Raw genomic sequence first — 21645 nt, forward strand, 5'->3', positions numbered from 1 at the left:
TCAGACGTATTCGCATCCCCAGATTAATTAAATCGTTTAAATATCCAATAATCTAAACTGACAAACCGGCCTGCACCTGTGAATAACAGGCTTAATAACATAGCTAAATATATGGCTGCGAATTCAATACCGTTATTCAATATCGCAACAGAGCCTTTTTCGAGCAGGTAACCAGGAAAACCATGAGTCTCAATTATTTCATTTATTTTAGAGAGCCTTTGCGATACTTCATTTGAGTTTTCTAGACTTTGCTGTGCAGCTTCGATATTGAACCAACTTAATACTGTTGCTGGGCTAGAGTCAACAGAACTTGGAGCAATTGCAAACCAACCGTTATGCCAATGAACACTGGTTATGGCAACCAGCATAGTGAAAATCAATGGTATTGAAACTAAACGCGTAAGCAAACCAAGCAATAATAACCAGCCACCTAAAAACTCGGTCCAACCAGCTAAAAAAGCAAGTAGATCAGGAAAAGGGAGTCCTAAGCCCCACTCTGTATTACCAAACCAAGATACTACATTTTCATCAGCTAGCAACCTAGAAAACAAAGATACATCTGGATTACCCAGATTTAATTTATTGAAGCCCGCAATGATCATTGTGGGCGCAAGTATCAGCCTAAACAGTAAGGGTGATATGAAGTCAAATGAAACAAGCTTTGACTTGATGGTTTTTACATAATTAGGAGCTTTAAATTGCATGTTAGTTCTCTCTGCTTTTTACTATAAGACCCAAGTAACAAACATTTAATTTCTCATTCTTAAAATAAAAACTGCTTAATTTTGTCGTCTAGTAGTTTACTGTCTAGTGGCTTCGTCAGAACATCGTTCATACCCGCTTCTAAACATTTTTCTTTATCTTGTAATCCAGCATTGGCGGTCAATGCAATAATTGGAAGTTCATTTAAATACAACTCTTGCCTAATTGCTTTTGCAGCTGTAACACCATCCATAACTGGCATCATCATATCCATCAAGACTAAATCAAATTTATCATTTGTAAGTACATTAAGGGCTTCCTGACCATCATTGACTATGGTGACTTGGTAATCTCTCTTTTCGAGAATTGCTTTGATCACAAACTGGTTTGCAATATTATCTTCCGCAACAAGCACTTTTAGCGACATTTTAGGTATGTTTGGATACTCATCATATTCATTTTTATCATCGACTAACTCAATTGAGGTGTATGGCACTCTGATAATAAACTCTGAACCTTCTCCCACCGTAGAATAACAAGTTATACTTCCACCCATTAGGTTCAATAATCTGCGCGTTATACTTAAACCAAGTCCAACGCCCTGCTGCCGCCCTTTTTGTCTAGAGTGAAATTGCGTAAATGGTTCGAACAGTTTCGAAATATCTTCTTCGCTTATTCCTATACCTGTATCAATAACTCGGAAGATTATTTGATTGTCACTCTTGTTAAGATAGAGTTTAACGCTACCTTCATGAGTAAACTTAAATGCATTGCTCAGAAGATTAAGCAGTATCTGCGATAATCTCACACCATCACAATTTATTCGCTCGGGTACACTCTGATCGATTGTGCACTCAAACTCGATACCATGTTTGATAGCCTGAGTTTCAAATTGCTTAACCAGATTCTTGGTTAAATTAATCAGATTAGTATCTGCTAGCTCTAATTTTAGGGTACCTGATTCTATTTTGGCAAAATCTAACGTGTCTGAGATCACACCCTGCAATAATCGTGTACTACTACGCATGTAATCAATTAATTCATGTTGTTTTACACTCGGGTTGGTGTCTTCAAGAAGCTCAAGCATGCCTAAAATAGCATTCATAGGTGTCCTAATTTCATGAGACATAACAGCCAAAAAATCTGACTTTGCGGCATTGGCTTTTTCAGCCCGCTCTTTTTCTATTTGTAAGTCTATTTCCCGCTGTTTGGCATAACTAATGTCTCTTCCTATACCCATATAACCAAGATACTTACCTTCTTTATCAAATTGCGCTTTACCACTAATACTAATCCAAAAAGTTTTGCCATTTGGTGCTTTGGCTTCATATTCAAAGTTGTGTATTTCTTGATGATTGTTGATGAAATTAAGAAACATGCCCCATTTCTTTTGCTGTTGCTGTTCATCGTATGAGCGAATTTCAATGGGTGTTTTTCCTATAAAGTGTTGATATGTATGAGCTTGAAATTCATCTTCAGCACTTGATATATATTCGTACCTAAGTTGGTTATCAGTTTCCCAAAACCAATCAGACGCGAGCTCTGCAAATGCTTGGAATCGTGCCTGACTGACAGTTAATGCTGCTGTTTTTTCGTTGAGTAATCGTGTTGTGTGCTCTATATAATCCAATTTTAAAAATGTATGACGAAATATAGGTAAAAGTGAATGGATTAGTGTCATTTCTTTCGGTGCTAATAACGTCCGATTTTTGTAATAACAAATAATAAAACCATTTGCGTCATTAACTTTTGTGTATACAAGAAATGCTTTTAAATCGAGTTGATTTGGTTTTGAGAAAGTGACATTCGAGAGTGAAACAGGAAGAGCATCAACCTTTTTATCAATTAAAGACTGAGTTTGTAAGTCATGCCATAACTCATCAAGATCATTAAAAAGATCTGCTCTTAATTCACTAGTTGAGGCTAACTCACAAAACCCCTTAGCTTCATTTATAAATACTGAAATATGATAAACATTAAGATAATCGCTCAAACCAATTTTTAGTCTTAACAAAGCTTCATGATGGTTTTTAGAGTTGTTAATGCTATCAATAAACTCAAGTGCTTTTGACGATAAGACACTCTCCATGTACTTTCCTTCATACCTTAATTTGATACTTCTAATTTAGACCAATTACTACAATAACTCAGCTTTTTCATCTCTGAAAACTTCAATGGTTACTAGCACTAAACTAGTAATCTTCATAATTAATAACTTATTTGCAATGCAAAATGCGAAAGTTACAGAAATTCAACTATAGTTTAACCTGATTCACACAATTATGTTGGCCTAGTTATTGATTGGTATAACTGGTGTTAGAAGGAGGCAGTTATGAGAATCGTATGTATTGGTGGTGGCCATGGTTTATCAACCGTGTTAGAAGCCTTGAATTCTGGGAATCATCATTTAAGTGCAATTATTGCGACCACTGATAATGGTGGCAGTACAGGACGGCTAAGAGCTGATAAAAGACTGGTTGCGCTAGGTGACATAAGGCGTTGCATTGACTCTCTTGCCAATAAGAACCACCTCATGTCTGTTCTATCTCAACATCGTTTTGGCTTCGAACATGATGTTAAGGGACATAGCGTTGGTAATTTAATACTAAGTGCCTTGTGTGAACTTACTCAAAGCCCGAGCAAAGCAATACAAGAATACGCAAGATTATTAAACGTAGACCATGCTATTTATCCAATGAGCGAGTCTCCAGTCGATTTAATCGCAACCGCAAAAAATGGCACTGTTATCGAAGGTGAATGTGAAGTTGATGCATTAAGTGATTTGCCTCAAGCACTTTACCTAAGTGATAAAACTATTTCTGCAGTCCCCGAGGCTGTCCGTGATATCTACAATGCTGACATGATTTTAATTGGCCCAGGCAGTGCCTTAACAAGTGTTACCCCCCCACTGCTGGTCAATGATATTAAAAACGCATTGTTGAACACCTCTGCATGCCGTGTTTTTATCGAAAATGTTTGTAAAGAAAACAGTGTAATGTCGAGTATTTCCCCGTGCGAACATGCCGCTTGGCTCGCTGACTTAATTGGTTATAAGTTTTTTGATTTATGCTTAAGTGTCGATGCTCTCGGCGCGATGGACACCAGAGTTGATTTTAATAACTTAAATAAAGAATCAATAAGTACTCATAATAAACAGCAACTTAAGTTTGTGATCGAGAGCATGATTGCGCATCCTAAAAAAGAGAAGTTGCCCTCTTTAATACATTAGTCATTGCTACGCATAGTATGTTTGGTTAAATAAGTTTAGTTAAATGAATTAATCCAGCTTAGGTATCGAATTAAGTGTTTTTTTATGAACTTCACTAAGTAGTGAAATTTTAGGCTCTATATTTGCAAATTCTGGACTACTTTTTGCTGCAGTCTCTATATCAGCAGCAATGTCCGCTAATTGGTCAGCTCCGTAAGACCTAGCACAACTTTTTAAACTATGTGCAAGTCGCTCAATTTCGTTTTGTTGGACTGAATTTGCAGTTAGCTGCTCAACCAATTTCGTACTTTCTGTAAGGAAAACTTGCATCAACTGAGCTAAAACTTCTACACCTACATCATCTTTTAATTGTTGTATGGTATTTGGGTTAAACATATATTCGCTCCAAATGAGGTGACTATGAAATCAGTAAAGACCATTCTTTTCTTAGATTCAAGCCTTTATGGAGGTATTGAAACACATATAGTGCAATTAGTAAGGCTTTTAAAAAACCACAACCTTGTTGTTGAAGTCTTGTTTTATCAAGACCATGGCAATACACAACTCTATCGTAATTTAGACAATGCCCAATGCGCTTACACATTTCTTGATGGTAAAGTCACCTCACTATATAAACTTTTAAAAAAACAAAAAGCGCCTGTCAACCTTCATACCCACGGTTATAAAGCCGGTATTATCGGGCGTTTAACCTGCAAGTTGTTAAATGCTCGTTGTATCTCAACATACCATGCAGGTGAAGCAGGTACTGGCTTAGTCTATTTTTATAATTATATAGATAAACTCACCAGTTTCTTGTCTAAAAACTTTGTTGTGTCTGATAGATTATTGTCACAAGTGCATAATGCTGAAGTGCTAGACAATTTTGTTGATATAACAATCTCAATGTCGTTCGAAGATAGTGAAAAATTAAGAGTCGGTTTTGTTGGTAGGCTGTCTCACGAAAAAGGTCCTGACAATTTTGTGGAGCTTGCTAGAAGACTAGATAAAAACCCAAGCATAAGTTTTAATGTGTTTGGTGATGGCCCTATGGCACCTGATTTACAATCATCTAAGCCCGCCAATATTCAATTTCATGGCCACCAAGCTAGCTCTGATTTTTGGGAGAAAATCGATGTACTTGTTATCAGTTCCCGAGCAGAAGGTTTACCTATGGTACTATTAGAAGCGATGGCTAGATCTAAATGTGTGATTAGTTTCGATGTCGGCGCTGTAGCCAAAGTCATTTCTCACAATACCAATGGGTTTATATGCACTAGCAATTGTATAGATGAATTAAGCGATACCCTTGTTAGTTGGTCTAATTCAGACAAAGATATGAAGAAAAAAATAACTCAAAATGCATTTCAAACTATCCAGCAAAATTTCAGCGGGTCAAAACAGTTTGAACAATTAACGCGCGTATACTTTGGTTAGTTTATATTTGCTTATTCGATTTAAAACCTAGTTTAGTAGATAAGCTTCAATTTTCTTTGCTTTTTCTGAAAAGTAATTGGCTTTCTCGCTTGCACCAACTGAGCCGTAATAATTCGCTGCAATTTTATAACACTGCGCTGTTTTAGGCCCGTTTTCTTGTTCTGAAAAGAAACGTAACATTTGCCTTAACACTGTTTGTAGTTTAGGATTTTTATTATCAGAAAGTAATTTCAGATATCGTAACCCTACGTAAGTTAATATTTCTATATTTACGAGTTTATTCTCTTCGTATTGCGTGTAAAGAAAAGTGAAATCGTCATCTAAATGGTTTGGTGAATCACTATTTGAAGTTTGTTTATCTAGCTCAAGTTCTTGTTGCAACCAATTTGCATATATCTTTTGTTCTTCTGTTTTAAAATATCCCTTATTTGATTTTAATAATTCTAGAGCTTGTTCATATTGTCCAAGGTGTTTTAGTACTGTTATTTGCAAAATATTAAATTCTTCAGTGAACTCTGGAATTTCGTTTGCTAGAAGTTTTTTTGCTGAACTTAACTTTACTAGAGAATGCGATTTCTTACCTTGTTGACTGAATACTAACGCTTGCCTTGTCAGAATAAACAATTGCAACCTTAAATTGTTTCTTTTTAATGCAAATTCATACGACAACTTATAGTGTTTTAATGCTTTTGATAACTCATGATTAACTCGGTTTTTTTCTGCAAGTTGATACCAAGTTAATGCTAGTTTATTCACTTCATTATTTACTTTTTTTTCGTTAGTCACTTGAGAACATGCAACTAGGTAATTAAGTAATATAGTAATTACTATTGTATGTCTCATTGCACTTCTACCGTAAGCGCATTATCAACCTCTTTAATCCCACCTTTTAAAATTGGATTGTTATTTAATGCTTGTAATGTTTTTTCAAGCTCAGACAGCACTTGTTGGCTTTGATAAATTGTGATCATCAATTGTGCTCTTTCTGTATGTACCTCAGATAACATACCTTTGACCAAGTCTAAGTTTTGATTAATGTTACCCAAAACCAATGGCAGCTGATTATTTGTAACTCTGCTGACCAGTTCATCTGGCGATTTATAGTTGCTAATAACTGACTCAGAAGTGATCAATAATTTATCGACTCTAACTAGAGATTCATTTATTTTCTCAGCAATAATAGGAAGTGTTTTTAACCACGTTTCTGTTTGCTCAATGGTTTGATCTGCTTTAGTTACGATGCCGCTTTTTTCAATCGAGTCTGTTATCCGTAACAACTGCTCACTTATTTTTGCTACTCGGTCAAGTGCTCTAAATAAAGACCCTGCGTTTGGGTTATCTTCTTTTTGAAGATTGGTAAGCAGCGAATTTATATTTTCAAGAATAGAATCAAGGTCGTCTTTGGGTAATATCGCCCCATGTGAAGCTTCAAGGGCTTTTGCGGCATCACTGCTTGCATGAAGTATTAGCGACCCTTCTCTTATTTCTGGCACATATTCCTTATTGTAAGAGAACTCAGGCGTGTAAAGTGAGAACGAGTAAACCTCGTCAAATATCGGGTGCTGCTCGCTTTTTAAAATAGAATGCTTTGTTAATAGTGGAATGTATTTTGATAAGATCCAAAACTCAGCTCTGATCTTTTTTGTTTCGAAATTAAAGTCGTATGATTCAACCCGGCCTATTTCTATACCCTTAAAATAAATTAGAGGCATAGATTTTAAACCGAGCGCATCATCAAGCTCAGTATAAAATTGTTTTTTATCTGCAAAAGTATAATTTGAACTCAATACAGAAATAATCGTAATAGCTAGAAACAAAACACCTATTGATACAAAAACAATCACTGATTTATGCTCTTTCGCTAAGTTATGCTGCATAACAAGAACCCGATTTAAGCTGATAAACCGAGTCAGCAAGGGTTGCAATAACCCGTCTATTAGAAAATAGGATCTGAGTTACTCCTGAACTATTTAAGTTTTTTATCAGATTTATTTCATAGTCCGCCCAATGACTGTCGACTTCACAGATTGGCGAGTCCCAAACAATAACTTTAGGTTGAAGTATAGTTGCCCTAATTACACCTACCAGTGATGCCATTCCAATCGATAAATGATCGGTTCTCAGCTCTAATTGATTTTGTAGCCCTATTTCTTCACATTTAGATTCAATGATTTTAAGTTTGTCTTGATAACTTAAATCGTTGCAAAATTGATTAAGTGGTAAAAGTAAATTCTCTTTTAATGTCAGGTTTGAGATCAGTGCTGGCAGTTGAAAAATAGCACCTGTTTGTTTTTTATAGCTGTAATACTGCGATTTATCCATATCTGGTAAACACACATTGTTATATACAACACAGCCATTCTGGGGTCTAACAATGTCACAGAGCATACTAAATAGTAGCGACTTACCAGAACCCGATACACCTTTAATTACACAACATTCACCAGAATGAACTTCTAAATTTAAGTCATTAAAAATATCTCGTCCTTGCAGTTTATGTTGTATTTTTCGTAATGAAAGGTTCATAACACACCTAAATCAAGTAATAGGGTCGAACTCAAAACTAAATGGACTATACAAATTATAGTTAAACTTTGACCAACTGCTTTTATATTCCTTTGCGGCACTTCTGTTATTGCCTTATTGACTTTTAAACCGTGAAAACATGAAATGAGTGCAACTAACAGCCCACATAAAACAACCTTAGCAATCATTATGATCAAATCTACAAGCGTTAGTTGATTTAAGAGTTCACTTATAAAACGTACCAAAGGCATATGATTAAACAGTGACACAGTGAGAAAACTACTTAAAGTGCCAGCTAACACAAAATAGCTCATCAATAAAATAACTGAAAAAAACATACCCAAGACTCTGGGGACAACAAGATATGAAATGAGTGAAATCCCCATTGCATTGAGTGCATCCATTTCTTTTGCCACAACCATATTGCCAAGCTCCGTTGTGATTGCGGTGCCTGAGCGTGCCAAAACAATAAAGCAAACAATAAATGGCCCGCCATCACGGACAATACTGACTATCAGTATGTCGTATATCAATGCTTGTTGGCCTATAGAGGTAAGGATTGGGTACCCCTGCGCTATGATTAAAACGCTCAATACAAAAGAGATCGTAAAAATGAGAGATAAGGCTTCAAGGCCTGTAAATCTGATCTGTTTAAATAATACTTCTGCGCTGATTGATTTATGACTGTGAAAATCAAAGCAATCAGCGATGACATAATAGGAAAATGGAATAAACCCTAATCTGAGCATCCCCCCTCCTCTTTGTGTCTTAAGTGAACTAGTTTGTTGTTAATAGACTTAAATCAACATGGTCGATTTGTTCAGGTTTTAAAAACTGCTTCGCATAATTGAGATAAACACCTGACTTTAAAAAGATCTCAAATAAGTCTGGGTCTAAATGATCATGCTGCGTCATTTTCGACATAATCATTAAACACTCGCTGAGAGGCTTTGCCTCTTTATAAGGCCTGTCAGCAGCGGTTAACGCTTCAAAGATATCAGCAATCGCCATCATTCTTGCTGGTACGGACATCTGTTCTCTCGTTAAACCCTTTGGATAACCGCTACCATCCATCTTTTCATGATGGCCACCAGCAAACTCTGGAACTCGTTTTAAATGTTTAGGAAATGGCAAAGCTTCAAGCATAGATATGGTAATATCCATGTGCTTATTGATTATGTCTCTTTCTTCATTGGTTAACGTACCTTTAGTAATATTTAAATTATAGACTTCATTGTCTGACAATATTGGCTGTACTTCACCGTCGATTGTCACAGTAAAGCGCTCAGCAAGATTTAATACTCGTTGTTTGGAAGCATCAGACATAAACTCGCCTCCTAAGTTTATTTGCTTTAAAAATGACAGTTCAGATTCTAAATAATCAATTTCTTGCAGATAACCAGCTTCTAACTGTGCGATCTCTTCAATGCTTCGAGCTTTCTCATTAAGCTTATTTTTTAAATAAGTAATTTCAGCATCTCTTTTAGCTATCTCGATTTTACTTTTTAACAGATTAATTCTATCGAAAATACACTCAAGTTTAGTTGATTTGTCCATTACAGACTCTGGTATAGCAATTTTGCCACAATCGTGTAACCAACCAGCTACTGATAACTCATGTTTATCTGCGTCGGACATTGTAAAGTCTTTAAGAGGGCCGGTTTTATATTGATGAACGGCTTCTGCAATCATCATGGTCAAAATAGGTACTCTTCGACAGTGACCACCAGTGTAAGGGGACTTTTCATCAATGGCTTTTGCAATTAAGCGTGTAAAAGACTGAAACAGCTCTTCCATATTATCAATAAGCTGTCTGTTGGTTAGCGCCACAGCAGCCAAAGCTCCAATTGAACATATTAAATTTACTTGCGTTTTTGTAAAAGGCACAACTTGTCCATTTACTCTAGGATTAATAAGCTGCAAAACCCCGTTAAGTTCATCTTCGTGGTTTTCAAGTGGGATAGTTAAAACGGATTGCGTGTGATAACCCGTTTTTTCATCCATTTGCCTAGCCGCGGTTAAATCATATTCAACACAAGCATACACATCTTCAATACAAATGGGCTTTCTTGTCGCTGCCGATATTGCCACGAGAGCTTTTTCATTCGGTTTATTATTAATAAATATAGGAATGGGAGAATACAGAATGTCTTTGCCTGAAGTACCACCTAAATGAAGCTCTAGCGGCTTATTAATCAATGTCGCAAATCCTAAGTACTCATGCTCTATTACTGAATATATGGTCCCTCCATCACACCCTGTCAGGGCCATGGCACTTAATAATATATTTTCTAGTAAACGTTCAGTACAACGCTCAGAAGCGAGATCTGTTGCTAATTTTAACAAGTGCTCTAATGCAAGTTGACTGTCATTTGCATCAATCGTATTTGGACTTTCAGAAATCGCTTGAATCATTTTTAAACCTTATTTAGTAACATGTTTATAGCTACCATCCCAATCCTCATCCAGATCCGTCATTCTAAGATTTTTGATTCGTTCACAAAAAATCTCATAAAGTTTTTCTTCTGGATGATTATTCATAAGTGTAGTAAATCCTTGTAATGATTCATCCCAATTTTGTTTTAAATATGAAGACCATGCTTTTTTATGTAAATTAACTTTTTTAATTCTTTCAGAATCTAATTCCGCAGTTAATCCCAAAGGCTCATAGATAGAAACCGCCGTTTCTTTTCCTTTTACTTTAACTCTGTCTATAGGTCTAAAAGTGATGTCTTTACAGGTTGAGTAGGTTAATTCGCTAACGAGTATTTTTGCGCCATAATATTTAGTTATACCCTCTAATCTTGATCCTAAATTCACTGCATCGCCTATTACTGTGTATGATCTACGATAAACTGAACCCATATCCCCGACATTCATATCACCAGAATTTATGCCAATGCCAATTTCTAGTTTTGGCATATTCTGTTTTGCAAGTTCGCTTTCTAATTCTTGAACTTGACGCTGCATTTTAAGTGCGCATAACACGGCGTGTTGTTCATGCTTATTCACTTTTAGAGGTGCATTCCAAAAAGCCATGACCATATCACCGACATATTTATCAATCGTGCCCTCATGCTTAAATATGATTTGCGTTATAGGAGTAAAATAAAGATTAAGTAACGCTTTCAGTTCTGATGCATTTAACTGCTCTGAAATAGCAGTAAAATTCCGAATATCTGCAAATAAAACCGTCATATATCTTTTTTCTCCAGACATAGACAGCGATTTGGGATTATCTAACATCGATTGAATATGGGCAGGTGGAACATATTGATCAAAAATACTCTTGATTTGGACCTTTTGATTATGTTCGTTTAGAAAGCTCAAACTACCTAGTACGACTACTTGAAGGATCAACATTGCTAAAATTGAGACTTGAGGGAAATCTAAATAATGCTGACTCCAACCATAAATATTTAATGATAAAAACGAACTGATAGAAACAAACGAATATACAACAATGCCTGTCAGTTCGAGTGTGGGTAAAACAAAAACACCGACTAGCCCAACAACGAGAAGTACTAAAACTACTGCGCCGTCTATCCAATCAGGTCTACTAGGTAATAACTCTGGAAAGATTAATCCTTCTAATAGATTTGCATGAACCTCAACACCTGGATATTGAACCCCGACAGGGGTTGTTCTTAAATCAGCATGACCGACTGCGGATGTACCAACAAACACAATAGATTGATCAAATAAAGTTGCATCAAACTTACTATCTAATACGTCACTTGCAGAAACATAAGGAAAACTAAATGCAGGACCTCTAAATGGAATAGCCACTCTACCATAGTCATCGGTTGGAATTGTTTCCATACCAAGTTTTAGCCCAGTTATCGTATAGTCATCACCAAACTCTGTCGACTCAACTTTTATATTATCCGATAAGGTATAAAGTCTTGCGACTTCGAGTGATAAAGAAGGGTAAAGCTTCCCATTGTACTTTGCTAACAACATAGCGTATCTTACGAATCCATCTTCATCAGGCGCACTATTTATAAAACCATTTCCAAGTGCACTTTGTTGTAAAAGTTCAAGACCGGCTACATAACCAGAGAATTCTGGGGCTGGTAATGCTTCAATTGAAACATCGCTTTGAAAAACAGATTCTGGCAGCGTGCCAACTTGCAAAGTTTGATTGTGCTCTAGCAATAAACCTATTACAGAATCACTTTCTATTAAAGCAGTAGAAAATGTTTTATCTGCGTCATAGTTATCTCTAATCTCGCTAAGCGCGTTATTAAGTATCTCATTTTTACTTTTATTGATTACCCTATCAATCGGGTTTATTTCAGGCTCAGAAAACAAAACATCATAAGCAATGACGGATACATCTGCATCTACCAGTTTTTTATGTAACTGCGCAACGACAGAGCGACTCCATGGGAATCTACCAAGCTTTTTAATACTCTTTTCATCAATATCAACAATAATGATAGGTAAGAACGCACGTTTGGGGTGCATTTTTAAAGTTGACTGAAGTCTTAAATCATAAGCTAAGCCTTCTAGGCGCTTAAAAAAATCGCCCTGCTTACTGCCAGGTACTAAAAATGAAAGATGTATGAAGATACAAAGTAAGATTATGAAGAAACCGCTAAGCCATTGAAACTTGAAACGTGACCAATTTGCTCTCACACTCATATGAGCGTTAAACCTTCATAAGCAAATAGAATATTAAACGGGTACTCACCCTGCTGTAACTCAGATTGTAACTTGTCAATTTGTTCATCTGTTCTATCCGGATCATGACTTACAAGAACTAAGTTCTTCACTTGTGCTTGCATGGCAAGATCTAACGCATGCTGTATCTGACTATGTCCCCAACCTCTTTTGAATGGATAGTCTTCAGGTAAGTACTGCCCATCATGAATTAAATAGTCTGCTTTAGCGCAAAACTGAACCCATTTTTCAAAAGTGGTAGCAACTGGGTAAGGGGGAAATAATTCATTGTCAGTTGCATAAACAATTGACTTGTCATCTGCAATAATTTTATAAGCGCTTCCCCCTCCTGGATGGTTCATTCTGCAACGTGATATCTGAAAAGATTGATATTTCCAAGAATTGTTTTTTATCGGAGTGATTGTAATAGTTGCTGAAAGCTCATTTGAATTTATTGGAAAAAAACTTCCTTTCATTTGCTTAAGAATTGCATTTGGCTCAACTTCTTCTGTTAAGCCCGGTATTATGTTTATGTTTTTTTCAGGCATATAAGCAGGTATAAAATAAGGAAAGCCTTGAATATGATCCCAATGATTATGACTTAGCAAAATATATATATCATTAGCGTATTTTTGAATGTCCTTACCTAAGTTCCTAATGCCCGTTCCTGCATCTAAAATTAAAAAATCAGAACCATTATTTTCTAATAGTATGCTGGTTGTATTACCGCCATACTTGACTGTGTCTTGCCCAGGAGTAGGCACAGAGCCTCTTACACCATAAAAGGTTAATTTCATCAAAAACTCCTGTTACTGTTCAGTTATTTGAATAGCAGCCACACTGATTCTTTTGTTAATAGTATCTTGTAATACGAGTAAGAAGCTGTCATTGCTATTATGGTATTGAACATCAATAAGTTCGTCAGCGGTATCAATATCTAATAATTGGAAACCTGACTCATTAAACTGCAGGTCTAATAAGTCTGTCAGATCATCAAGCCGTAATCTTGATATATACATTGCATTGCTTGTTTGAGACTGAGAGAAAAGCATCAATCTATTTTGCGAGTCAAAAACAACTTTTTTAATTGTAACTAAATCGTCCGAATAATTACTAAAATTAAAGATGCCATTTGTCGCAAAAGAAACATCGAGATCTCCAAGGTTATTCACTTTTGCGATGAAGTTAGATGAAGCTAATTGCCCGTAAATATAAAAACTTCCAGATGAGTCAAGCAAATAACCATTTACTGATAAGTTCTGACCGAGCAATGCCCCGACATCAATGACTGCAATACCCGCTTCTCCAAATTCAGGGACTAAATTACCCTCATTATCTACATTCACAATCACAATACGGGGAGAAGTATAAGATTGTCCATCAGTGCCTATACCAAGTATCCCAGTATCCGTGACTTTGATTTCACCTAATTTAAACGCTGTGTTAGCGCATTCGTACCCTGATGGGGGGTCAAACGTAATATCAGATGACTTACTTCCCGTTGAAGATAAATAAACGCCAACTGATTTAGTAATGCAGCCATCGTAAATATCACTTAATAATAATTGCTCCTGGTTTGGTAATTCGTGTATGTACAAAGGCTTAATTAATTCAGCGGTAAAATCAGAGGCCGGTAAATAACTGACTTCATTTCCATGGGCATAAAAATTGTCAGGTATACCAGTTGAGGTTAATTTTGAAATAAATGCCGAGTTGTCACTTTCATTACCAATTAAAAACAGCGAATCATCATCGTTCACAGATAAAGACGTTGAATTAGCATCAGAGTAGAAGTTCAGCCTACTCAAACCTTGTTCGCCAAATGATTGATTTACATTTCCAGTAAAGTCTAAACTATAAATATAAGGTACACGCTCGTTTTGCCAGTTAAGGGCATGTCCGGCAAGGAGTAAATCGCCATTGCTTTGTTTCGCACTTGCAATGACAACCTCATCAGAGGATGAAGAGTTTAAAGTCGTTTGACCTTGAAAACCAAATTCAGAGTCTAATCCACCGGTTAATTTTACTTTTGCAAGCCACTGACTCGCATAGTAGTTATACCCAATATTACCGTGATTATGACCATATAAGACTAATGCAGAAGTGGTTGATAAAGTACCATGACTCCTTATGCCTTCAATATCATAAGCTGTGACCCCTGAGTACGGTGCAGACCAATTCGCATCTATTACTCCGTCAAGTCCAACCTTCATTAATTGCACTGCTTTATTACTACTATAAATCTCACGATTAATTGTGACATATATGGAATCCGACACGGCTTTTAAATCTATTCCTTGGGCACTTAAACTCAACAAATCCTCATCGCTGTCATGGGTAGGTAACTCTTCTTCAGTATAAATGCGATAACCTAGCTCATTAAAAGTCGTATCAGGGTTCCCGTCTTGAGTCATTTTTAACAAAAAGAGACTATATTTACTTGGTGTTGAGAAGTCACCTGCAAAGGTTAAATGGTCACCTGTCAGCATTAGTTGATTATCAGGTAAAACAATCAGTGACTTAACTCTGTTATCTACATTTTGGTTAGCTAAGTCTAACTGAAGATAGCCAGCGTTTTGAAAAGTGCTGTCTAATGACAGATCTGAAGTATTCATTTTTGCTAAATAAATATCTGAATTGTTGCCCGAATTTTGAGTGTTGCCAAATACCATTAATTTATTTTCGGATAACAATGTTAGTCCACTGGCTTCACTTCCAACATCTGCTACGAGGGATGTACTGTGAGATACCGAAAAGCTCGATAAATCAAAACGAACAAGCCTTGCCTCAGTCAAATTAAAACCATCGATATTTGTGGTGTCATTAATTAATGCAATAAGTACATTCGAATAAAGTTTCAAGCTTACTGAAGACGCTTTTTTATCCGTATCAGAAGCTACAATAAAATAACCTGAGTTCGCAAAACTTGTATCCAGCTCCCCTTGCTCAGTCAATCTCAATATGAAGAAGTCTTGGGAGCTAACTTGGTCTATATAACCTGAAACATAAATAAATTTATTTACATCATCAAATACTAGATTTTGTGCAACAACATTTTGAAGTAAGCCATCAACTTGAATACCTAAATCCGTTTCAAATACCCCTTCGTGAGCAAAGCTGTTGTCTATGTCACCAAATGGTGTAACTTTTGTTACAACAGCTCTGTGAATATTTCTTCCTTGAGCTGCGTCATAATGGCCAATGCCTGAAGCTATAAATATGCTACCGTCTGAAATTGTAATGGCTTTACCCACTTCATGGTACTCAAGTGATGCTCTTAAATTAATTGAAGCAATACCTGCATTTGCAAATTCACTATTAAGGACGGCTATTTCTATGGGTAAGATCTCTTCAACATTAATTGTTAGTGTAGATTCAGCACACAGCGGAGGATCAATCACATCACATACCTTAGTCACGACACTATATTGCGCATCTCCATTAGCGATGATTGTCTCAATATCACTAATAGTAACTTGACCCATGTTATTTATGGTAAATAATGCAGCAGAGTCTCCTGACAACGTATAAACAATATCATCATTGTCGGGGTCGGATGCTGTAATCGTTGCGATCATATCGCCTTGATTAAATTCTGTTGTTATATCGACCACTAAAGATTCAATGGTCGGAGCATAGTTTTTATTATTAATTAAAATAGTTACAGATGTTGGCTGTGAGCTTTCACCTTTACTATTTATTGCCCTGTAGCTCAATGTGTCGTTACCGACAAAATTGAAATTAGGTGTGTAATTTATTTCGCCTGTTTGGTTCACGATTGAAACTTCACCATGACTTGGCTGAGTTTCGATGATTAAAGGTGATTCTGATATGGCTATTCCTCTGAAATCATCATTATTTAAAACATTTAAACTTATAGATTGATTTTTGAATGTTTCAGTACTATCGCTCTGTGTAATGGGAGAAGTATCTACTTCTATAATGTTTATTGTCACAGTTGCACTATTAGAAAATACACCTTCATTATCTTTAAACCTATAGGTGAAACTATCTAATGCAGTGCTTTGGTCAGTATTTGTGTATAACACATTACCAGAAGATAAAACCTCTAAATCACCAAATTGGGCATCGTCTATTACTTCCATTGTTGAAATATTAATGGCGCCATCGGTATCTGAATCATTTTGAAGTAAATTCAGCTCAAGCGCTGTACCTTCATCAACATCAAAAGTATCGTCAATGGCTATAGGCGGTTTGTTAACTCTAGTGATAGTAATAGCGACTGTGGCTTCATTTGAAGAAGCCCCTTCATTATCCTTAAAACTATAAGTTAAAGCATCTGTGCCATAAAAACCGTCTTTAGGTATATAAATCAGTTTACTTAGTTCAACAGAGAAATTTGCTGTACCATTTTGTGGTTCTGTCACTAGCTTAATGGTATTCAAATCAATAGTGCCATCAAGATCGTTATCGTTATCTAGAATATTTATTTCAATCGATGTGTCTTGTTGAGTCACGGCGCTATCATTCATAGCAATCGGTGTTTTGTTTGGACCCGTTACATCAAGGTAGACTGTTGATGGATTCGAATCTAACCCCTCTGTATCAGAAACAACATAACTAAAGCTGTCTTGTCCTCTGAAATCTGTGGCACTTTTATATTCAATTGTGCCTGCTTCTAGGTTTAATGTTACATCGCCATGCGTCGCTTGCTCGATAATCTGCAAACTTGCTCTGTCTATTTCACTGTCAACGTCATAGTCGTTTTCTAAAACGGCTATAGAGATAGACTGATTTTGACTGACTGTTATATCATCATTTTGCGTGATAGGTGCATCATTAACTGCGCTGATATTCAGCAATACGAACGCTGATGTTTTTACTCCTTCAGCGTTTTCAACTTCATATATAAAGTAATCAGAGCCATAAAAATTTTCGTCTGGGAAATACCTAAATGAACCAGTAACTGATAGCTCTAAAACCCCATTCATAGTCGCTTTAGATATTGATAAATTATATGTCTCTAGATTTTCTCCAATGTCGTTACCTAAGATACCAGGCGAATCAATTATCAATACCTCATCTTCATTTAGTAAATAAACATCATTTACACTCACGTGAGTAGGTTGATTTACTTCTTCAACAACAGTAAGTTTTACTTCTGCGGTGTCTTCCCCCCCTTGTCCATCTTGAAGTTGATAAGTAAACGAGTCTTCACCAATAAACCCTTGTTCGGGCGTGTAGCTAAATGAACCTGAACTATCTAAAAGCAAAGTGCCATGTTCAACATCTTTAACTGGTATAGTACTGATAGATAATTGTCCCCCATCAAAATCAATATCATTGAGTATGAGAGCGTTTGAAATGACACGGAGTTCACTGTTTGCAGAAACTAGAAACTCATTGAATAATGCAATTGGAGCTGTGTTTATTTGCTTTATTGTAATCGTTACTATCGCCTCAGATGTAAGGCCTTGTGGATTTATGATTCTATATTTAAAACTATCCATGCCAGAAAAGTTATTTTGTGGTGTATAGATGAAATTACCATTTTCAAATAAGGTTAACTCACCATACTCAGGGGCAATTACTGGCGTAAGTTCTAATATTATTGGAGACAGACCATTATCAAGGTCGTTTACAAGTAAATTTCCACTTAATGACTCAAATTGTTCAATTACAAATTCATCATTAACAGCACTTGGAAAAATAACTTCTTGTGCCGAGATCAATATATTTTCACTAAAGGCACTCTCACCACTACCATCAATACCTGTCACTCTCGCATAATAGTTTTTTCTCGCTGATAGTTTCCCAAACACATGAGAGTTGTTGGTGATGGATATCATACGTTGGTTTGGCTCAGTCAGAATAAAATCAGATAAATCATCTATGGGTGACTCAGACAAATAAGCGTTGTATCGTAATATGCTTGATGATGCTAACCAATTTAATGTGACTGAGTCATCTACCCTTATGCTTTCACGCATGATGACTTTTTCAGGTAACCAGTTAAACTGTCGGCTTTGTGCTATAGACACATTCCCTTGTAAATCTTCAACCCAAATTTGTAGCTGTATTGATCCCGGTGATTGATTGAAATTGTTTGGATTAATGCCTGTTTCAAAAAATTGGTAAGGCGATGTGCAATTCTCGCTACATAATAGAAATGCTTTATCGCTTTGTGAAAAACCTAACCAAACTTTTTTTATCCCCTCTTCATCTTCAATTTGATCTGCTGTGACAGTTATATTTCCTTTTATAATATCGCCACTTTGCGGGGTGTTTATTTGTGCTTTCGAATTCATGAAGTCTGCAGGCACAAGTCGAGATTTCCTAAAGGTATTACCTTTGACCATTCTTTTGTAAGAAAAAGGATGTATATGCTTGCTAAAAGAAGTGCCCTGAACACCATCAGAATTACTTCTATTAGGTATGGGTTGCTCTGAACTCTTCTCACTACCGCAACCGAGAAGTAGAGTTACTAGTAACAGACAAAAAAGTTGAGTGATTTTTTTCATCTTATGAACCTACTTCTCTTTAATGACGAATAAACCACCTGCGGTGGTCGTTATATTGTCAATTTCATATAAGCTGAAATTCCCTCTTATTTTACTTAGCTCATCACTGAATTGTGCTTTGATATCTCCATCAGCCAAATTTTGCCCATGACTCGCGTAATTAACACCGAGTAGCATGCCATTTTTGTTGATTAAGCCATTAAAAGTTGCAAACCATTCGCCACCATTGTCCGAGAATGACATTTCACCCAAGGGGACTGTGCCATTATCAAAATCTACATTGATACGCATTGAGAAGTCGCTCACAGCGCCATTGCTTGATGTGATTGCAAATTGCTCTACGTCAGAGTATTCGATAATACCAGTTCGCTCAACCAACAAAGACTCTGTATCCTCTGTTGCGAAAGTATCTAACACTTCTTCGGTTAAAAAACTGGTATCTTCAATGACCTTATTTATACCTTCAGTATTTAAAGGTTGTTGATTGTTTTGAGTAGCGAGACCAAGGTTTGTCTTTTCAGAATTAACAGAGCTCACTAATTCCGTAATTTTTTCTTTCTCATTTTCTGTGTCTTTTTTTACTTGGCCTGAAAGTGGGCTAAGCTCTGCTGGTGGTTTTAATAGAGGCTTAACTTCACCAACATCAGATATTTTTGCGAATGCGTGAGTACCATCATTGCCAAGAATAAGGGGCTCTGAAAGCATACTGCTTGATACTTCTATCGTTCCATCCCAAACTGCCAAAAATAATTCACCATTTACTAATTCTACTTCGTAATGTGTGCCTCTTATCCCAATACTTCCTACTGGTGTTTTTAATTTGTAGTTTTCTGACTTACCTTTTATTTTGCCAGTAATGGTTCGTAGACCGCCTGAGACTAATTCCATCACCACAGAGCCATTGTTACCTTCAGCACTTAAAAAATACTCTTCAATATGTAGTTCTGTATTCTCTTTGAGTGCCAAAAGAGCGCCATCAATCATTTTCAATTGCGCTTGGCTCTTTTGATAAGTTGAAACTTTATCAACCATAAAGATTGGGGTTCTTCTTTTTAAACTCCTTACTTCAGACGTTTCAAGAGAAATAGCCTCAACAGTCCCTTTTGCAAGCAACGTTTTTCCTGCATGCTGTTGCTGTGCATCTACGTTTTTAATGAACAACCCGAAACTAATCATGGTAAAAAGATAAAGTATTTGCTGTTTAGAACTCATAACTAGCTCCTAGGTACAACTCATTTCGATCGAATTCATAAATTGCTAAATTGCTCACCTTTTCGTAATGACTAAAGCGTGTTTGTAACCGCCAGTGCGTGGATAAGTTATAGCGCCATTCAAATGAGGCATTTAGTATTTTCTCATCGCGCAAAATCAGAAAGAATGGGTGGATGTCGTGATGCTCAACCTTTTTTAATTGACTACTAAATATAAATTCATGGAGAGGAGATAAGTTATAAGAAAAATAAACAGAGGCAGCTTTGTAGTCACGACCATAATGTCTGGCAATCGGTAAATCAGCATTTTGTTTACCATTTAAAAAAGCGACTTTTGCAAAGACGCTTTTTTGAAAGTATAGGAAACCTAAACCAAATTCGAAAATATCACTATCTAGATTTTCATTTTGAACATTATTAATAGATGAAGCTTTAGCATTTATTTCCAACGCCCAACTTTTCAACAACTGGAACTGTATGTTAGAAGCTATACCAACTTGTTGTTGATAAGTTTCCTCATCTAGTGACATGACTGAAGCGAGTCCCAGCAGATTAAAACGATAAGTTGATTTGGCATACTCATATCCGAAACCAAGATTTGCCTGATTTCTATTGAATTGACTAAGCTTATGATGTGTTTGCTGGGACAAATTAAGATTTAATCGCCAAGCATCATACTGTGTATTTTGCCACTTTCCATTTAACTCATAACCAAACCGAGCAAATTTGTCTGACGACTCTAGGCTCGCTTCATCTAGTAAAATTTCTATTCCAGATACAACTACCCTGTCGTCTAAAGATCCACTATTCACATTTGAATCATGTCCCAAGTTAAACGAAATACGCTGACTTATATTTGAGTCTAAGCTTTGCCTTTTGCTTTTTACAAAACGCAATGTCTCCTCAATATTTATTCTAAGATCATTTGGTATTGGAAGTAGAAGTAAGGTATTAAGTGTTCGTTCTGATTGGTTCAGGTTCTTTTGTTTGGCATAACTTAAAGCTAACAGGTAGTAAGCGCTATAATCATTTGGCTTTTCAGAGACTGCTCGCTCAAACGCAAATACGGCCTCATCAATTTTATTTAATTTGAGACAAATTTTGCCATATAAAGCATCAAACTCAGGTGTGCCAGCTAATTCATCGAAAAACATTTCTGCAAGTCGAAATGCTTCTTCTGTTTTTTGTTTATTAAATGCTGATGAGATCTTCAAAAGAGTCTGCTCTGATGAAGCAACTGAAAAACTACACCCAATAAACATGTAAAAACATAAATAAAAAGTGTATCGCCACATAATTGATCCTAACTATTAAAAAGTTTATGAATCAAAGTAAGCAGGTTTGAAACGGCTATTATACAAACGAGTTCACTTTCATACTGCCTTCACCTTCAGCAGATTTAAGGATAAAGAAAAAT

The 21645-nt window shown here is 36.2% G+C and carries 15 protein-coding genes; 2 read left to right on the forward strand and 13 right to left on the reverse strand.

Annotated elements, in window-relative coordinates; translation table 11 throughout:
* Positions 1 to 23: 23 nt before the first annotated feature.
* Both ACXAC4_RS08430 and ACXAC4_RS08435 read right to left on the reverse strand, forming a co-directional pair.
* On the reverse strand, positions 24 to 704 hold the full coding sequence (locus tag ACXAC4_RS08430) for an HvfX family Cu-binding RiPP maturation protein (protein ID WP_475160587.1): 681 nt from the start codon (positions 702 to 704) through the stop codon (positions 24 to 26).
* A 59-nt stretch (positions 705 to 763) separates the two neighbouring features.
* On the reverse strand, positions 764 to 2791 hold the full coding sequence (locus ACXAC4_RS08435) for an ATP-binding protein (protein WP_475160589.1): 2028 nt from the start codon (positions 2789 to 2791) through the stop codon (positions 764 to 766).
* A gap of 243 nt (positions 2792 to 3034) precedes the next feature.
* Here ACXAC4_RS08435 and ACXAC4_RS08440 point away from each other — a divergent pair, with 243 nt between their 5' ends.
* The gene (locus ACXAC4_RS08440; RefSeq protein ID WP_475160591.1) at positions 3035 to 3931 is read left to right on the forward strand and encodes a gluconeogenesis factor YvcK family protein; all 897 of its coding nucleotides are present in this window, start codon (positions 3035 to 3037) and stop codon (positions 3929 to 3931) included.
* 48 nt (positions 3932 to 3979) lie between these two features.
* Here ACXAC4_RS08440 and ACXAC4_RS08445 read toward each other — a convergent pair whose 3' ends face one another.
* Positions 3980 to 4306: an Hpt domain-containing protein gene (locus ACXAC4_RS08445; protein WP_475160592.1), complete on the reverse strand. Its 327-nt coding sequence runs from the start codon at positions 4304 to 4306 to the stop codon at positions 3980 to 3982.
* Between the two features lie 24 nt (positions 4307 to 4330).
* Here ACXAC4_RS08445 and ACXAC4_RS08450 point away from each other — a divergent pair, with 24 nt between their 5' ends.
* The gene (locus tag ACXAC4_RS08450; RefSeq protein WP_475160594.1) at positions 4331 to 5344 is read left to right on the forward strand and encodes a glycosyltransferase family 4 protein; all 1014 of its coding nucleotides are present in this window, start codon (positions 4331 to 4333) and stop codon (positions 5342 to 5344) included.
* Positions 5345 to 5371: 27 nt separating this feature from the next.
* On the opposite strand, the gene ACXAC4_RS08455 is transcribed toward ACXAC4_RS08450, so the two are convergent.
* The 10 genes from ACXAC4_RS08455 to ACXAC4_RS08500 are packed head-to-tail and all read right to left on the reverse strand — an operon-like array spanning position 5372 to position 21523.
* Positions 5372 to 6187 carry a hypothetical protein gene (locus ACXAC4_RS08455; RefSeq protein WP_475160596.1) on the reverse strand — a complete coding sequence of 272 codons (816 nt, stop codon included), beginning with the start codon at positions 6185 to 6187 and terminating at the stop codon, positions 5372 to 5374.
* A complete protein-coding gene (locus tag ACXAC4_RS08460) occupies positions 6184 to 7221 on the reverse strand; it encodes an MlaD family protein (protein WP_475160598.1) in 1038 nt (345 codons plus the stop codon). Before ACXAC4_RS08460 ends, ACXAC4_RS08455 begins: the two co-directional genes overlap by 4 nt.
* Positions 7211 to 7870: an ATP-binding cassette domain-containing protein gene (locus tag ACXAC4_RS08465; protein ID WP_475160600.1), complete on the reverse strand. Its 660-nt coding sequence runs from the start codon at positions 7868 to 7870 to the stop codon at positions 7211 to 7213. Before ACXAC4_RS08465 ends, ACXAC4_RS08460 begins: the two co-directional genes overlap by 11 nt.
* Positions 7867 to 8619, reverse strand: a complete 753-nt coding sequence (locus ACXAC4_RS08470) for an ABC transporter permease (RefSeq protein ID WP_475160601.1) — start codon at positions 8617 to 8619, stop codon at positions 7867 to 7869. The genes ACXAC4_RS08465 and ACXAC4_RS08470 overlap by 4 nt, the downstream gene beginning before the upstream one ends.
* Before the next feature lie 28 nt (positions 8620 to 8647).
* Positions 8648 to 10285 carry an HD domain-containing phosphohydrolase gene (locus tag ACXAC4_RS08475; protein WP_475160603.1) on the reverse strand — a complete coding sequence of 546 codons (1638 nt, stop codon included), beginning with the start codon at positions 10283 to 10285 and terminating at the stop codon, positions 8648 to 8650.
* 9 nt (positions 10286 to 10294) lie between these two features.
* Complete coding sequence (locus tag ACXAC4_RS08480; protein ID WP_475160604.1) at positions 10295 to 12517, reverse strand: CHASE2 domain-containing protein; 2223 nt, start codon at positions 12515 to 12517, stop codon at positions 10295 to 10297.
* Complete coding sequence (locus ACXAC4_RS08485) at positions 12514 to 13332, reverse strand: MBL fold metallo-hydrolase (protein WP_475160606.1); 819 nt, start codon at positions 13330 to 13332, stop codon at positions 12514 to 12516. Before ACXAC4_RS08485 ends, ACXAC4_RS08480 begins: the two co-directional genes overlap by 4 nt.
* A gap of 12 nt (positions 13333 to 13344) precedes the next feature.
* Positions 13345 to 19017: an Ig-like domain-containing protein gene (locus ACXAC4_RS08490; protein WP_475160607.1), complete on the reverse strand. Its 5673-nt coding sequence runs from the start codon at positions 19015 to 19017 to the stop codon at positions 13345 to 13347.
* 9 nt (positions 19018 to 19026) lie between these two features.
* The gene (locus tag ACXAC4_RS08495) at positions 19027 to 20229 is read right to left on the reverse strand and encodes a FecR family protein (protein WP_475160609.1); all 1203 of its coding nucleotides are present in this window, start codon (positions 20227 to 20229) and stop codon (positions 19027 to 19029) included.
* Positions 20219 to 21523 (reverse strand): tetratricopeptide repeat protein, encoded by a 1305-nt coding sequence (locus tag ACXAC4_RS08500; protein ID WP_475160610.1) that lies wholly within the window; start codon positions 21521 to 21523, stop codon positions 20219 to 20221. Before ACXAC4_RS08500 ends, ACXAC4_RS08495 begins: the two co-directional genes overlap by 11 nt.
* Between the last annotated feature and the right edge of the window lie 122 nt (positions 21524 to 21645).

Source organism: Pseudoalteromonas sp. AWM4_233 (assembly GCF_056158285.1).

What these genes read in the sequence shown, in the direction of transcription:
- ACXAC4_RS08430 (WP_475160587.1), bottom strand. Translation starts at nt 704, where the DNA reads ATGCAATTTAAAGCTCCTAATTATGTAAAAACCATCAAGTCAAAGCTT.
- ACXAC4_RS08435 (WP_475160589.1), bottom strand. Translation starts at nt 2,791, where the DNA reads ATGGAGAGTGTCTTATCGTCAAAAGCACTTGAGTTTATTGATAGCATT.
- ACXAC4_RS08440 (WP_475160591.1), top strand. Translation starts at nt 3,035, where the DNA reads ATGAGAATCGTATGTATTGGTGGTGGCCATGGTTTATCAACCGTGTTA.
- ACXAC4_RS08445 (WP_475160592.1), bottom strand. Translation starts at nt 4,306, where the DNA reads ATGTTTAACCCAAATACCATACAACAATTAAAAGATGATGTAGGTGTA.
- ACXAC4_RS08450 (WP_475160594.1), top strand. Translation starts at nt 4,331, where the DNA reads ATGAAATCAGTAAAGACCATTCTTTTCTTAGATTCAAGCCTTTATGGA.
- ACXAC4_RS08455 (WP_475160596.1), bottom strand. Translation starts at nt 6,187, where the DNA reads ATGAGACATACAATAGTAATTACTATATTACTTAATTACCTAGTTGCA.
- ACXAC4_RS08460 (WP_475160598.1), bottom strand. Translation starts at nt 7,221, where the DNA reads ATGCAGCATAACTTAGCGAAAGAGCATAAATCAGTGATTGTTTTTGTA.
- ACXAC4_RS08465 (WP_475160600.1), bottom strand. Translation starts at nt 7,870, where the DNA reads ATGAACCTTTCATTACGAAAAATACAACATAAACTGCAAGGACGAGAT.
- ACXAC4_RS08470 (WP_475160601.1), bottom strand. Translation starts at nt 8,619, where the DNA reads ATGCTCAGATTAGGGTTTATTCCATTTTCCTATTATGTCATCGCTGAT.
- ACXAC4_RS08475 (WP_475160603.1), bottom strand. Translation starts at nt 10,285, where the DNA reads ATGATTCAAGCGATTTCTGAAAGTCCAAATACGATTGATGCAAATGAC.
- ACXAC4_RS08480 (WP_475160604.1), bottom strand. Translation starts at nt 12,517, where the DNA reads ATGAGTGTGAGAGCAAATTGGTCACGTTTCAAGTTTCAATGGCTTAGC.
- ACXAC4_RS08485 (WP_475160606.1), bottom strand. Translation starts at nt 13,332, where the DNA reads ATGAAATTAACCTTTTATGGTGTAAGAGGCTCTGTGCCTACTCCTGGG.
- ACXAC4_RS08490 (WP_475160607.1), bottom strand. Translation starts at nt 19,017, where the DNA reads ATGAAAAAAATCACTCAACTTTTTTGTCTGTTACTAGTAACTCTACTT.
- ACXAC4_RS08495 (WP_475160609.1), bottom strand. Translation starts at nt 20,229, where the DNA reads ATGAGTTCTAAACAGCAAATACTTTATCTTTTTACCATGATTAGTTTC.
- ACXAC4_RS08500 (WP_475160610.1), bottom strand. Translation starts at nt 21,523, where the DNA reads ATGTGGCGATACACTTTTTATTTATGTTTTTACATGTTTATTGGGTGT.